The sequence below is a fragment of the Enterobacter sp. A103 genome (assembly GCF_034427535.1).
GTDB lineage: Bacteria > Pseudomonadota > Gammaproteobacteria > Enterobacterales > Enterobacteriaceae > Enterobacter > Enterobacter asburiae_B.
On record NZ_JAXQPQ010000008.1, the window covers coordinates 103,542 to 118,164 of the forward strand.

Here is a 14,623-nt window from a genome sequence, read left to right on the forward strand (position 1 = left end):
TTTCAGGGGTATTTTGTAACATGGCAGAAAAACAAACCGCGAAAAGGAATCGTCGCGAAGAAATACTTCAATCTCTGGCTCTGATGCTTGAATCCAGCGATGGCAGTCAACGCATCACCACCGCTAAACTGGCCGCCTCTGTAGGCGTGTCTGAGGCGGCGCTATACCGTCATTTCCCGAGCAAGACCCGGATGTTCGACAGCCTGATCGAGTTTATTGAAGACAGCCTGATTACGCGCATCAACCTGATTCTGAAAGACGAAAAAGACACCACCGCGCGTCTGCGTCTGATTGTGCTGCTAATCCTGGGCTTCGGTGAACGCAATCCGGGCTTAACCCGTATCCTCACCGGCCACGCGCTGATGTTTGAACAGGACAGACTGCAGGGCCGCATTAACCAGCTTTTCGAGCGTATTGAAGCGCAGCTGCGCCAGGTACTACGCGAAAAGAAAATGCGTGAAGGCGAAGGTTACACCATTGATGAAACGCTGCTGGCGAGCCAGATTCTGGCGTTTTGTGAAGGGATGCTCTCCCGCTTTGTGCGTAGCGAATTCAAATACCGTCCAACGGACGATTTTGACGCCCGCTGGCCCTTAGTGGCTGCTCAGTTGCAGTAATCCGTAAGCCCGGTAAGCGTAGCGCCACCGGGCAATTTAATTACACCCCGAACTCTTCCCGGTACGCACGTACCGCCGCCAGATGGTCCGCCATCTCAGGCTTCTCTTCCAGATACGCAATCAGGTCTTTCAGGGTGATAATCGACGTCACTTTGCAGCTGTAATCACGTTCGACTTCCTGAATAGCGGAAATTTCACCGCGACCACGCTCCTGACGATCCAGAGAAATCAGCACGCCAGCAAGCGTCGCACCGTTGGCCTGGATAATCTCCATTGATTCGCGGATCGCCGTACCCGCGGTAATCACGTCATCGACCAGCATGACGCGGCCCTGCAGCGCGCTGCCGACCAGATTCCCGCCTTCACCATGGGTTTTAGCTTCTTTGCGGTTAAAGCAGTACGGCACGTCGCGGTCATGGTGTTCCGCCAGCGCCACCGCGGTGGTGGTCGCAATCGGAATGCCTTTATAGGCCGGGCCAAACAGCAGGTCAAAATCAATCCCGGAATCCACCAGCGCTTCGGCATAGAAACGGCCTAACAGTGCCAGATCGCGCCCGGTATTAAACAGCCCGGCGTTGAAGAAATAGGGACTTTTACGCCCGGATTTCAGCGTAAATTCGCCAAACTTAAGTACCTGCTTGTTAAGCGCAAACTCAATAAACTGGCGCTGATACGATTTCATGGATTTGCTCCTTTGGTTTTTCTGTCTTACAGGCAAAAAAAAGGCGACTCATTGGTCGCCTTTAAAATCAATTTTCTAACGCCGCTTTCTGCGTCGTTACAATGGATTCGATTCCCCCTCGGGCCAACGCCAGCAGGGAGAGAAGCTCTTCGTGGGTGAACGGCTCGCCTTCCGCCGTGCCCTGCACCTCAATGATGCGACCGTCTTCGGTCATCACCACGTTCATGTCGGTTTCGGCTGCGGAATCTTCAACGTATTCCAGATCGCAAAGCGATTCGCCGTTAACGATACCGACAGAAACCGCCGCAACCATGCCTTTCATTGGGTTGGTTTTCAGCTTACCGGCCGCAACCAGTTTGTTCAGGGCATCCGCCAGCGCCACGCAGGCACCGGTAATCGACGCCGTACGCGTACCACCGTCAGCCTGAATCACGTCGCAGTCCAGCGTGATGGTGAATTCGCCGAGGATTTTCAGGTCAACGGCGGCGCGCAGCGCACGCGCGATCAGACGCTGAATCTCCATGGTACGACCGCCCTGCTTACCCTTTGCCGCTTCACGGGCATTACGGGTATGGGTCGCACGCGGCAGCATGCCGTATTCTGCGGTGATCCACCCCTGGCCCTGACCTTTCAGGAAGCGCGGAACGCCTTCTTCGATGGAGGCGGTGCACAGCACTTTAGTGTCACCAAACTCAACCAGCACGGAGCCTTCAGCGTGTTTTGTATAGTTACGGGTCAGGGTGACGGGACGCACCTGGTTGGCGCTACGACCTGATGGACGCATGATGGATTCTCCGGCTTGAAACGAATGTGGCTGCGCATTATACGGATAAAGGACGCTTATTCCTATCCTGAGAAGCCCCCGAAAGCTATAATCCCCCCATCTCTCCTTTAAAAACGGGAATGTCTATGATCCGCAGTATGACCGCCTACGCCCGGCGTGAAATCAAGGGTAGCTGGGGTAGCGCCACATGGGAAATGCGCTCGGTAAACCAGCGTTACCTGGAAACGTATTTCCGTATGCCGGAGCAGTTCCGCAGCCTTGAGCCTGTCGTACGTGAACGTATCCGTACGCGTCTGACGCGCGGAAAAGTTGAATGTAACCTGCGCTTTGAGCCTGATGCGAGCGCACAGGGCGAGCTCATCCTCAACGAAAAACTGGCAAAACAGCTCGTGAATGCGGCGAACTGGGTCAAAATGCAGAGCGATGAAGGCGAAATCAACCCGGTTGATATTCTGCGCTGGCCTGGTGTCATGGCCGCCGGTGAGCAGGATCTGGACGCCATTGCCGCTGAAATCCTGGCAGCTCTCGACGGCACGCTGGACGACTTTATCGTTGCCCGCGAAACCGAAGGCCAGGCGCTGAAAGCGATGATTGAGCAGCGTCTTGAAGGCGTGAGCACCGAAGTTGCCAAAGTCCGCACCCATATGCCAGAAGTGCTGCAATGGCAGCGCGAGCGCCTTGTCGCCAAACTGGAAGAAGCGGAAGTTCAGCTGGAAAACACCCGCCTGGAACAAGAGCTGGTGCTGATGGCGCAGCGTATCGATGTCGCTGAAGAGCTGGACCGTCTGGAAGCGCACGTTAAAGAAACCTACAACATTCTGAAGAAAAAAGAAGCTGTGGGCCGCCGTCTGGACTTTATGATGCAGGAGTTCAACCGCGAGTCGAACACCCTGGCGTCTAAGTCGATCAATGCAGAAGTGACGAATTCAGCGATTGAGCTGAAAGTGCTGATTGAACAGATGCGCGAGCAGATCCAGAACATCGAGTAATGCCTTTCGGGTGGTGTCGAATGCACCACCCATTACTATTTCTAATCCATCTAAACGCCCATTTTGTCGCTTTACCGCCTTTCATAAAGCTTTCTCTATAGAACTTGATAAAAATTTATAGGGCAAACTGACTCGCCTTAGAAAATCTCAATCGTGATCTTGCGCACAAATCGCTAACCTCCCCCGCGTTCACACCGGAGGGTATATGCTGCTTCACATCCTTTATCTCATTGGCATCACCGCAGAAGCCATGACCGGCGCACTTGCCGCCGGACGTCGTCGTATGGATACCTTCGGCGTGATCATTATTGCTACAGCGACCGCACTGGGCGGCGGTTCCGTGCGCGATATTCTGCTTGGCCATTACCCGCTCGGCTGGGTTAAACACCCGGAGTACGTGATTATCGTGGCAACGGCCGCCGTGTTAACCACCATAGTGGCGCCCGTTATGCCCCATCTTCGCCGCCTGTTCCTGGTGCTTGATGCGCTGGGGCTGATTGTCTTTTCGATCATCGGCGCGCAAATCGCGCTCGATATGGGGGAAGGACCGGTTATCGCCACCATTGCTGCCGTGGTCACGGGCGTATTCGGCGGTGTGCTGCGCGATATGTTCTGCAAACGCATCCCCCTGGTCTTTCAAAAAGAGCTGTATGCCGGCATCTCCTTTGCGGCAGCGGTGCTCTATATCGCCCTGCAACATTACGTTTCAAACCATGATGTGGTGGTCATCTCAACGCTGCTGTTTGGCTTTACGGCCCGCATGCTGGCGCTGCGTCTGAAGCTCGGGCTGCCCGTTTTTCATTACAAACACAGCGCCCACTAGCTTCAGAACCCGTTGATGTGCTGTTCAGCGAGCCATTTCGCCAGCACATCAATCTGAGGCGCGTGAATCCAGTTAACGATTTGTCGCGCTTTCTCCTCTCCTGTTCCCGGCAGGGTCTGCCAGTCCTTAGCGTTGCGCCCGCTCATCTTCTGCCACGATATGTCTCCCATCGCCTTCAGCGAAGCCTGGGTCAATGGCACACCCATTGCCATGAGCCAGCGGATAAACGGCTTCTCGCGCACCAGATTAAATCGGTGCCAGAGCGCCAGCCCGCGTGCTGAGGAAAACCCCGGTGTAGCCTGCAGCTGCGCCTGCGTTAATAACAGCCATGAAAAGAGATGTTCAAAATGATGCGCCTGCCAGAGGGTCCGCCAGCCTGACTCGCCTACTCCTTCAATATCAAGTACCTGCTTTGAACTGAGCCAGGTTAGCCGGGCAAAGAACTGCTCCATACACTCCGGCGAAGCATAGAAACAGCTAAGAGCATGATGGCGTGAGGCCGGAGGCTCTGGTTTATGTCTGTCCGTTCCGCGCCAGAGCACCTTATCAAACCGGGGGATACCCTGCCCGGCCAGGCTGATCTGTATCTGATCCCCCGGAGCAATATCCAGACTCTGCCAGCGCCCAACCGAGCCCAGACTCACCCGCTGCACCTGTTTATCATCCAGTTGCACGGGTTCCAGCGCTGCTACAACGGAAATTTTGCCCGTGCGCCCCACGGAAAAATGAATATCACTCACCTCAGCGACCTGGGCTGCGGGAGGATATTTCCACGCGACAACCCAGATGCCTTCTCCCGGTAACCACTCTTCGCCCGCAGGTTCATCCTCCGAACGCACCACAATGCCATCCGTGGCAAAGGGTAATGCGGTCACGTGCCAGGCCGCGCGCTGCTTCTCGACGGCATCGACAGATTCGGCGGGTAGCGTGTACCGTGCCGACAGCGTAAAACCGGCCTGAGACAGTTCAGCTAAAGAGGTACGCATATCTTTCGGTCCGTCCGGCCAGGCCCAGATGAATACGCCGATCTTGCTTAATAGCGCGTTATCCTTTTGCCGCATCATCGCCCCCGCCACCTTGGCGCGAGCGTTCATTCCGCCCATCTGGTTCTGAATGTGGTTGTCGCGTAACCAGTAAAGCTCGCCCTGCAAGACGCTATTCGCCAGCGCGCCGGTGAGCTTTTGCGGAACCGACGGGATTAAACGCACCTTATCGGTCCAGTCTTCCCCTTTCAGGCCATCACCGCGACTGATAGCCTGGGTTAACTTTTCGTTGCGATAGACCAGCGTCACCGCCACACCGTCAACTTTGGGCTGCAGCCACAGATGCTGTCGGACACGCATCCACTGTCTCAACTCCTCTTTGCTGGTCACCTTATGCACACCCGTGTGGGCAACGGGATGTTTTACGCTTCCCGTCAGCGCCGGGAGTTTCTCTTCTGAAGGCTCACTGCCAAAACAGCGCTGCCACTGCGTTAACCGCCCGTGAAGCTGGTCGTAAGCCTCGTCGCTGATCTCGCTCACGCCCTGCTTCCAGTAAGCCTCATCCCAGCCTTTGATTTGGGCGCTTAACGACGCCATCTCTTTTTCTGCTTTTGCCTGCGACCACACCGGACACACCGCCGCGCCAGAGCCACACCACAACAGCATTAACCCGCTTATCCATCGCCACATCGCTACCCCTCCTTTGCATTGCAGGAGGTATACCCGGATGCCTGAAACAACGCTAACGACAACGTTTCACAATGCGAGACGCTATCCGGTGTTTCTTTTGGTTGCTGAAAACCACAGATAAAACCTGAAAACGGCACGCAAAATTCAATAATCCAGGGGAAAAAGTGTGACAAAGGCTACGTCACGGTGCGCCGACGTGTATAATAAGCCCGTATGTAGGACTTCTTCGTTAACACATACAAAAGACTCTCATGGCTCAAGGCACGCTTTATATTGTTTCTGCCCCTAGTGGCGCGGGTAAATCCAGCCTTATTCAGGCACTGTTAAAAACCCAACCGTTGTACGACACACAGGTTTCTGTTTCTCACACCACGCGAGCGCCGCGTCCGGGTGAAGTGCACGGTGAACACTATTTCTTTGTGGATCACGACGAATTCAGAGCGATGATCGGCAGAGACGCGTTTCTTGAACACGCTGAAGTATTTGGTAATTACTACGGTACCTCGCGTGAAACCATTGAGCAGGTTCTGGCCACGGGCGTGAATGTGTTCCTGGATATCGACTGGCAGGGCGCACAGCAAATTCGTAAGAAAATGCCTGATTCGCGCAGTATCTTTATTTTACCGCCATCGAAAGATGAGCTGGATCGCCGCCTGCGTGGCCGCGGTCAGGACAGCGAAGAAGTGATCGCAAAGCGTATGGAACAGGCTGTTGCAGAAATGAGCCATTACGCGGAATATGATTACCTTATTGTGAATGATGATTTTGATGCCGCACTGAGCGATCTCAAAACCATTCTTCGTGCAGAACGTCTGCGTATGAGCCGCCAGAAGCAGCGACATGACGCATTAATCACCAAACTGTTGGCAGACTGAACCCACTTTCAGTATCATGCCCAGTCATTTCTTCACCTGTGGAGCATTTTAAGTATGGCACGCGTAACTGTTCAGGACGCTGTAGAGAAAATTGGTAACCGTTTTGACCTGGTGCTGGTCGCCGCGCGTCGCGCTCGTCAGATGCAGGTAGGCGGTAAAGATCCGCTGGTACCGGAAGAAAACGATAAAACCACCGTTATTGCACTTCGCGAAATCGAAGAAGGTCTGATCAACAACCAGATCCTCGACGTGCGTGAGCGCCAGGAGCAGCAAGAGCAGGAAGCCGCAGAACTGCAGGCCGTAACCGCTATTGCTGAAGGTCGTCGTTAATTAAACCTGCGGGTCGCCCTTGTATCTGTTTGAAAGCCTGAATCAACTGATTCAAACCTACCTGCCTGAAGACCAGATTAAGCGTCTTCAGCAGGCGTATCTCGTTGCACGTGACGCTCACGAGGGCCAGACACGTTCAAGCGGTGAACCCTATATCACGCACCCGGTAGCGGTGGCCTGTATTCTGGCCGAGATGAAACTCGACTACGAAACGCTGATGGCCGCTCTGCTGCATGACGTGATCGAAGATACCCCTGCCACTTATCAGGACATGGAACAGCTGTTTGGCAAAAGCGTTGCCGAACTGGTGGAAGGGGTCTCTAAGCTTGATAAGCTGAATTTCCGCGACAAGAAAGAGGCGCAAGCCGAAAACTTCCGCAAGATGATTATGGCGATGGTGCAGGATATCCGCGTCATTCTCATCAAACTCGCTGACCGTACCCACAACATGCGCACGCTGGGCTCACTTCGCCCGGATAAACGTCGCCGCATTGCCCGTGAAACCCTCGAAATCTACAGTCCGCTGGCGCACCGTTTAGGTATTCACCACATTAAAACCGAGCTGGAAGAGTTGGGTTTTGAAGCGTTGTACCCGAACCGCTATCGCGTGATTAAAGAGGTGGTGAAAGCCGCACGCGGTAACCGCAAAGAGATGATTCAAAAAATCCTCTCGGAAATTGAAGGGCGCTTACAGGAAGCGGGAATTCCGTGCCGCGTCAGCGGTCGCGAAAAACATTTGTACTCCATCTACTGCAAAATGGTGCTCAAAGAGCAGCGTTTTCACTCGATCATGGATATCTACGCCTTCCGCGTAATTGTCCACGACTCGGACACCTGCTATCGCGTGCTGGGGCAGATGCACAGCCTCTACAAACCGCGTCCGGGCCGCATGAAAGATTACATCGCCATTCCAAAAGCGAACGGCTATCAATCTTTGCACACCTCGATGATCGGGCCACATGGCGTACCTGTTGAGGTGCAAATTCGCACCGAAGACATGGACCAGATGGCAGAGATGGGTGTTGCCGCACACTGGGCGTATAAAGAGCACGGTGGCGAAAGCAGCACGACCGCACAAATCCGCGCCCAGCGCTGGATGCAGAGTCTGCTAGAGCTTCAGCAGAGTGCGGGTAGCTCATTTGAATTTATCGAGAGCGTTAAATCCGATCTCTTCCCGGATGAGATTTACGTTTTCACCCCAGAAGGCCGCATTGTCGAACTGCCTGCGGGCGCAACGCCGGTCGACTTCGCTTACGCCGTGCATACCGATATCGGGCATGCCTGCGTCGGCGCGCGCGTCGACAGACAGCCTTATCCGCTCTCTCAGCCGCTCTCCAGCGGCCAGACGGTAGAAATTATTACCGCGCCGGGCGCACGTCCGAACGCGGCCTGGCTGAACTTTGTCGTGAGCTCCAAAGCACGCGCCAAAATTCGCCAGCTGCTGAAAAACCTCAAGCGCGATGATTCCGTCAGCCTGGGGCGTCGTCTGCTCAACCATGCGTTGGGCGGTAGCCGTAAGCTGGCTGAAATTCCGCAGGAGAACGTCCAGCGCGAGCTGGAGCGCATGAAGCTTGCGTCGCTTGACGACCTGCTGGCAGAGATTGGCCTCGGCAACGCCATGAGCGTGGTGGTGGCGAAGAACCTGCAGCAAGGCGACACGACAGCGGTGCCTGCAACCACGCAAAGCCACGGACACCTGCCGATTAAAGGCGCAGACGGGGTGCTGATCACCTTCGCGAAATGCTGTCGTCCAATCCCTGGCGACCCGATTATTGCGCACGTCAGCCCGGGTAAAGGGCTGGTTATCCACCACGAGTCCTGTCGTAACATTCGCGGCTACCAGAAAGAAGCCGAGAAGTTTATGGCGGTCGAGTGGGATAAAGAGACCGCGCAGGAATTTATCACCGAAATTAAGGTGGATATGTTCAACCATCAGGGTGCTCTGGCGAACCTGACGGCAGCGATCAACACGGCTTCTTCCAACATTCAGAGCCTGAATACGGAAGAAAAAGATGGCCGCGTGTACAGCGCCTTTATTCGTCTGACCGCCCGTGACCGCGTGCATCTGGCGAATATTATGCGCAAGATCCGCGTCATGCCGGACGTGATTAAAGTCACCCGAAACCGAAACTAGGTTTATGAATTCACAACGTTATGCACGTATCTGCGAAATGCTCGCCAGGCGTCAGCCTGACCTGACGGTCTGCATGGAGCAGGTACATAAACCTCATAACGTCTCTGCTATCGTCCGTACCGCAGATGCCGTCGGTGTGCATGAAGTGCACGCCGTCTGGCCGGACGGCCGTATGCGCAATACGGTCTCGGCGGCGGCAGGCAGCAACAGCTGGGTGTCTGTCAAAAATCATCACACCATTGGCGAAGCCGTATCGCACCTGAAAGGGCGCGGGATGCAGATCCTCGCCACTAACCTGTCCGCTAAAGCCGTAGATTTCCGCGAGATCGACTACACCCGCCCGACCTGCATTTTGATGGGTCAGGAGAAAACCGGGATCACCCAGGAAGCGTTGGATCTGGCGGATCGTGACATCATCATTCCGATGATCGGCATGGTCCAGTCTCTCAACGTCTCCGTGGCGTCCGCGCTCATTCTGTATGAAGCGCAGCGCCAGCGTCAGAACGCCGGGATGTACGAGCGCAGCAACAGCATGCTGCCGGAAGATGAGCAGCAGCGCCTGCTGTTTGAAGGTGGTTATCCGGTGCTGGCTCGCGTTGCGAAGCAGAAAAAATTGCCTTACCCCCACGTCAACGCGCAGGGCGAAATTGAAGCCGATGCCGAGTGGTGGGCCACCATGCAGTACGCTGGGTAAGCGATGAAAGGCCGCCTGCTGGATGCTATCCCGCTTAACAGCCTGACGGGCGTGGGCGCAGCGCAAAGTAATAAGCTGGCAAAAATTGGCCTGCACACCGTTCAGGATCTCCTGCTTCACCTCCCCCTGCGTTACGAAGACCGCACCCAGCTCTACAAGATTGGCGATCTCCTTCCCGCCATTTACGCCACCGTTGAAGGCGAAGTCCTGAACTGCAACATCACCTTCGGCGGACGCCGGATGATGACCTGCCAGATCAGCGACGGCACCGGCATTCTCACCATGCGTTTTTTCAACTTCAGCGCGGCGATGAAAAACAGCCTGGCGACGGGCCGCAGGGTGCTGGCCTATGGCGAAGCCAAACGCGGGAAATACGGCGCAGAGATGATCCACCCGGAGTACCGCGTGCAGGGCGATCTCAGCACGCCGGAAATGCAGGAGACGCTCACTCCGGTTTACCCGACGACCGAAGGCATCAAGCAGGCGACGCTGCGCAAGCTCACCGATCAGGCGCTGGAGCTGCTGGATACCTGCGCCATTACCGAGCTGCTGCCGCCAGAGCTGGCGCAGGGCATGATGAGCCTACCCGAGGCGCTGCGAACCCTGCATCGACCGCCGCCAACGCTGCAGCTCAGCGATTTAGAAAGCGGCAAACACCCCGCACAACAGCGTCTTATCCTTGAGGAATTACTGGCACATAACCTGAGCATGCTGGCGCTTCGCGCGGGCGCGCAGCGTTTCCACGCTCAGCCGTTAAGCCAGAACGATGCGCTCAAAGATAAGCTGCTGGCCTCGCTGCCGTTTAAACCCACCGGCGCGCAGGCGCGCGTTACCGCCGAGATTGAACGCGATATGGCGCTCGACGTGCCGATGATGCGTCTGGTGCAGGGCGACGTGGGCTCCGGTAAAACGCTGGTTGCCGCCCTGGCGGCCCTGCGCGCGATTGCTAACGGTAAACAGGTGGCGCTAATGGCGCCGACCGAGCTGCTGGCTGAACAGCACGCCAACAATTTCCGCGCCTGGTTTGCGCCACTCGGAATTGAAGTGGGCTGGCTTGCCGGGAAGCAAAAAGGCAAAGCGCGCCTTGCGCAACAGGAGGCTATTGCCAGCGGGCAGGTGCAGATGATTGTCGGCACGCACGCCATCTTCCAGGAGCAGGTGCAGTTTAACGGTCTTGCGCTGGTGATAATCGACGAGCAGCATCGCTTCGGCGTGCATCAGCGTCTGGCGCTCTGGGAGAAAGGGCTGCAGCAGGGCTTCCACCCGCATCAGCTGATCATGACCGCTACGCCGATCCCGCGTACCCTGGCGATGACCGCCTACGCCGATCTGGATACCTCCACCATCGACGAACTGCCGCCGGGCCGTACGCCGGTCACAACGGTCGCCATTCCCGACACGCGCCGCAGCGATATCATCGACCGCGTGCGCAACGCCTGCACCCAGGAAGGGCGTCAGGCCTACTGGGTCTGTACGCTGATTGAAGAGTCTGAACTGCTGGAAGCGCAGGCTGCCGAAGCAACGTGGGAAGAGCTTAAGCTGGCGCTGCCCGAGCTGAACGTGGGTCTGGTTCACGGACGCATGAAGCCCGCCGAAAAACAGGCGGTGATGCAGTCGTTCAAACAGGGTGATTTACATCTGCTGATCGCCACCACGGTGATCGAAGTCGGCGTGGACGTCCCCAATTCCAGCCTGATGATCATCGAAAACCCGGAGCGTCTCGGCCTTGCCCAGCTCCACCAGCTGCGCGGGCGCGTCGGTCGTGGCGCGGTGGCGTCCCACTGCGTACTGCTCTACAAAGCCCCGCTTTCCAAAACCGCCCAGATGCGTCTGCAGGTGCTGCGCGACAGCAACGACGGTTTTGTTATTGCGCAAAAAGACCTGGAGATCCGCGGCCCGGGCGAACTGCTGGGCACGCGTCAGACGGGTAATGCGGAATTCAAAGTAGCGGATTTGCTGCGCGATCAGGCCATGATCCCCGAGGTTCAGCGGCTCGCCCGCCATATTCATGAACGCTACCCCGAACAGGCGGCAGCGTTAATTGAGCGCTGGATGCCGGAAACCGAGCGGTATTCCAACGCCTGATCTCAGGCAAACATCGGCAGCATCAGGTACAGCTTGATAACCAGCGCGTTCACGATATCAATAAAGAACGCCCCAACCATCGGGACCACCAGAAACGCCATGTGCGATGGTCCGAACCGTTCGGTGATCGCCTGCATGTTGGCTATAGCCGTTGGGGTAGCCCCCAGACCAAACCCGCAGTGACCCGCTGCCAGCACCGCCGCATCGTAGTTTTTGCCCATCATGCGCCAGGTCACGAACATGGCGTACAGCGCCATAAACAGCGCCTGTACCGCCAGAATCGCCACCATCGGCAGCGCCAGCGAGGCCAGCTCCCACAGCTTAAGGCTCATCAGCGCCATCGCCAGAAACAGCGACAGGCAGACATTGCCGAGCACCGATACCGCCCGTTCAAACACGCGGTAGAAGCCCATCAGCGCCAGACCGTTGCTCAGGATCACCCCGATAAACAGCACGCAGACAAACGTCGGCAGTTCAAATGCGGAACCCGCAAGCCATTGCGCAACCACTTTGCCCACGGTCAGGCAGATGGCGATCGTCGCGATAGTTTCAATCAGCACCAGCGAGGTGATGCTGCGGCCAACGTCCGGCTTTTCGAAGGCGGTCGGCACCAGCTCATCGTCCGGCCTGCCGTTCGGCGTGGTGGAGTGCTTAACCAGATACCGCGCCACCGGACCGCCAATCAGGCCACCCAGCACCAGGCCAAAGGTCGCACAGGCCATCGCCACTTCCGTCGCGTTTTCAAACCCGTAGCGCTCGATGAACAGCTTGCTCCACGCGGCCCCGGTTCCGTGACCGCCCGAAAGGGTAATCGACCCCGCCAGCAGACCCATCAGCGGATCCAGCCCCAGCAGCGTTGCCATGCCGATGCCAATGGCGTTTTGCATCAGCAGCAGCCCCACCACCACAATCAGGAATACGCCGAGCACCTTACCGCCCGAGCGCAGGCTCGCCAGGTTGGCGTTCAGGCCGATAGTGGCAAAGAAGGCCAGCATCAGCGGGTCTTTCAGGGACATATCAAAATCGATTTCCCAGCCCATACTTTTTTTCAGTATCAGCAGGGCCAGCGCCACCAGCAGACCGCCGGCGACGGGTTCAGGAATGGTGTATTTCTTCAGAAGGGAAACGCTATGTACCAGCTTGCGACCAAGCAGAAGAACCAGCGTTGCGGCAACAAGGGTCGACAACGTATCGAGATGAATCATAAAAGGCTCCTGTTATGCGCGTGTTCCATACACACGCGGCGTTATCCTGGGCCGGTTTGCGCTCTTCATGAGCCCCCGGCGCAAAAAGTGTAATTTTTTTTCCCCACGCGTTGTAGAAAACCTGCTCACAGCGGCAGATTTTCTTCCCTTTTTTTGCTGGCAATCGTTTGCTTTTACCAAGTGGTCAGATAAAATGCCCGCTTTTCCACCGTGGGATTGCCGCCGATGTCCGTTAACACCATAGAGTCGCCTGATGCGCAACCGATTGCGCAGAAGCAAAATAGCGAACTGATTTACCGCCTTGAGGATCGCCCGCCGCTGCCGCAAACGCTTTTCGCCGCCTGCCAGCATCTTCTGGCGATGTTTGTTGCGGTGATCACCCCGGCGCTGCTGATTTGCCAGGCGCTCGGTTTACCGGCGCAGGACACGCAGCACATTATCAGCATGTCTCTCTTCGCCTCCGGCGTGGCCTCGATTATTCAAATTAAAGCGTGGGGGCCGGTGGGGTCGGGATTATTGTCGATTCAGGGCACCAGCTTTAACTTCGTGGCACCGCTGATCATGGGCGGTACGGCGCTAAAAACCGGCGGTGCGGATGTCCCAACCATGATGGCGGCGCTGTTCGGCACCCTGATGCTGGCCAGCTGTACGGAGATGGTCATCTCCCGCGTTCTGCATCTGGCTCGCCGCGTCATCACCCCGCTGGTTTCCGGCGTGGTGGTGATGATTATCGGGCTGTCGCTGATTCAGGTGGGCCTGACCTCCATTGGCGGCGGTTATGCCGCAATGAGCGACCACACCTTCGGCGCGCCGAAAAACCTGCTGCTGGCGGGTGTCGTGCTGGCGATCATTATTCTGCTTAACCGTCAGCGTAATCCTTACCTGCGCGTCGCCTCGCTGGTGATCGCCATGGCGGCGGGCTACCTGCTGGCGTGGGCGCTGGGCATGCTGCCGGAGAACACCGCGCCGACCAACAGCGCGCTGATCACTGTCCCCACGCCGCTGTACTACGGTCTGGGCATTGACTGGGGCCTGCTCCTGCCGCTGATGCTGGTCTTTATGATCACCTCTCTGGAAACCATCGGCGATATCACCGCTACCTCCGACGTCTCCGAGCAGCCGGTGTCCGGCCCGCTGTACATGAAGCGTCTGAAAGGCGGCGTGCTGGCGAACGGCCTGAACTCGTTTGTCTCTGCGGTATTCAACACCTTCCCGAACTCCTGCTTCGGCCAGAACAACGGCGTGATCCAGCTGACCGGGGTTGCCAGCCGCTACGTCGGTTTTGTGGTGGCGCTGATGCTGATCGTCCTCGGCCTGTTCCCGGCGGTAAGCGGCTTTGTGCAGCACATTCCTGAGCCGGTGCTGGGCGGCGCAACGCTGGTAATGTTCGGGACCATCGCGGCCTCCGGCGTGCGTATCGTCTCCCGCGAGCCGCTGAACCGCCGCGCGATCATGATTATCGCGCTGTCGCTGGCCGTCGGTCTGGGTGTTTCCCAGCAGCCGCTGATCCTGCAGTTTGCGCCTGACTGGGTGAAAAACCTGCTCTCTTCCGGCATTGCCGCGGGCGGTATCACCGCTATCGTTCTGAACCTCGTTTTCCCGCCTGAAAAGAACTGATCCTCTTCACGGCAGGCAGCCAATGCCTGCCGTGACATCTAATTACACCATTCCCGCCTTGAGGATTGCGCATAAATCGTGCATAACTCCCTTATGTGCGTTTTGCGGGATGGAA

Annotated in this window: 13 protein-coding genes; 9 read left to right on the forward strand and 4 right to left on the reverse strand. The window is 56.8% G+C overall.

Annotated features, from left to right (window positions below; genetic code table 11):
• Positions 1-20: 20 nt before the first annotated feature.
• On the forward strand, positions 21-617 hold the full coding sequence (gene slmA / locus SPH27_RS18590) for a nucleoid occlusion factor SlmA (protein WP_010426428.1): 597 nt from the start codon (positions 21-23) through the stop codon (positions 615-617).
• A gap of 40 nt (positions 618-657) precedes the next feature.
• On the opposite strand, the gene pyrE is transcribed toward slmA, so the two are convergent.
• Entirely contained in the window at positions 658-1,299 is a 642-nt protein-coding gene (pyrE, locus tag SPH27_RS18595; protein ID WP_010426430.1) for an orotate phosphoribosyltransferase, read from the reverse strand.
• 67 nt (positions 1,300-1,366) lie between these two features.
• Positions 1,367-2,083, reverse strand: a complete 717-nt coding sequence (gene rph / locus SPH27_RS18600) for a ribonuclease PH (RefSeq protein WP_096150875.1) — start codon at positions 2,081-2,083, stop codon at positions 1,367-1,369.
• Positions 2,084-2,208: 125 nt separating this feature from the next.
• Here rph and SPH27_RS18605 point away from each other — a divergent pair, with 125 nt between their 5' ends.
• Positions 2,209-3,072 (forward strand): YicC/YloC family endoribonuclease, encoded by an 864-nt coding sequence (locus SPH27_RS18605; RefSeq protein WP_023309886.1) that lies wholly within the window; start codon positions 2,209-2,211, stop codon positions 3,070-3,072.
• A 205-nt stretch (positions 3,073-3,277) separates the two neighbouring features.
• Positions 3,278-3,895, forward strand: coding sequence for a trimeric intracellular cation channel family protein (locus SPH27_RS18610; RefSeq protein ID WP_023334014.1), 618 nt, complete (start codon positions 3,278-3,280; stop codon positions 3,893-3,895).
• Positions 3,896-3,897: 2 nt separating this feature from the next.
• On the opposite strand, the gene ligB is transcribed toward SPH27_RS18610, so the two are convergent.
• On the reverse strand, positions 3,898-5,568 hold the full coding sequence (gene ligB / locus SPH27_RS18615) for an NAD-dependent DNA ligase LigB (RefSeq protein WP_182071919.1): 1,671 nt from the start codon (positions 5,566-5,568) through the stop codon (positions 3,898-3,900).
• 251 nt (positions 5,569-5,819) lie between these two features.
• On the opposite strand from ligB, the gene gmk reads away from it, so the two are divergent.
• The 5 genes from gmk to recG are packed head-to-tail and all read left to right on the forward strand — an operon-like array spanning position 5,820 to position 11,686.
• A complete protein-coding gene (gene gmk / locus SPH27_RS18620) occupies positions 5,820-6,443 on the forward strand; it encodes a guanylate kinase (protein WP_010426438.1) in 624 nt (207 codons plus the stop codon).
• Positions 6,444-6,497: 54 nt separating this feature from the next.
• Positions 6,498-6,773: a DNA-directed RNA polymerase subunit omega gene (gene rpoZ, locus SPH27_RS18625; protein ID WP_000135058.1), complete on the forward strand. Its 276-nt coding sequence runs from the start codon at positions 6,498-6,500 to the stop codon at positions 6,771-6,773.
• Between the two features lie 19 nt (positions 6,774-6,792).
• Complete coding sequence (gene spoT / locus SPH27_RS18630; RefSeq protein WP_023309883.1) at positions 6,793-8,907, forward strand: bifunctional GTP diphosphokinase/guanosine-3',5'-bis pyrophosphate 3'-pyrophosphohydrolase; 2,115 nt, start codon at positions 6,793-6,795, stop codon at positions 8,905-8,907.
• A gap of 4 nt (positions 8,908-8,911) precedes the next feature.
• Positions 8,912-9,601, forward strand: a complete 690-nt coding sequence (gene trmH / locus SPH27_RS18635) for a tRNA (guanosine(18)-2'-O)-methyltransferase TrmH (RefSeq protein WP_064673820.1) — start codon at positions 8,912-8,914, stop codon at positions 9,599-9,601.
• A 3-nt stretch (positions 9,602-9,604) separates the two neighbouring features.
• Positions 9,605-11,686: an ATP-dependent DNA helicase RecG gene (recG, locus tag SPH27_RS18640; RefSeq protein ID WP_045887663.1), complete on the forward strand. Its 2,082-nt coding sequence runs from the start codon at positions 9,605-9,607 to the stop codon at positions 11,684-11,686.
• 2 nt (positions 11,687-11,688) lie between these two features.
• Here recG and gltS read toward each other — a convergent pair whose 3' ends face one another.
• The gene (gene gltS, locus SPH27_RS18645) at positions 11,689-12,891 is read right to left on the reverse strand and encodes a sodium/glutamate symporter (RefSeq protein WP_023309880.1); all 1,203 of its coding nucleotides are present in this window, start codon (positions 12,889-12,891) and stop codon (positions 11,689-11,691) included.
• A gap of 225 nt (positions 12,892-13,116) precedes the next feature.
• Between gltS and xanP the strand changes: the two genes are divergently transcribed.
• Positions 13,117-14,508: a xanthine/proton symporter XanP gene (xanP, locus tag SPH27_RS18650; RefSeq protein WP_014881972.1), complete on the forward strand. Its 1,392-nt coding sequence runs from the start codon at positions 13,117-13,119 to the stop codon at positions 14,506-14,508.
• Positions 14,509-14,623: the final 115 nt, after the last annotated feature.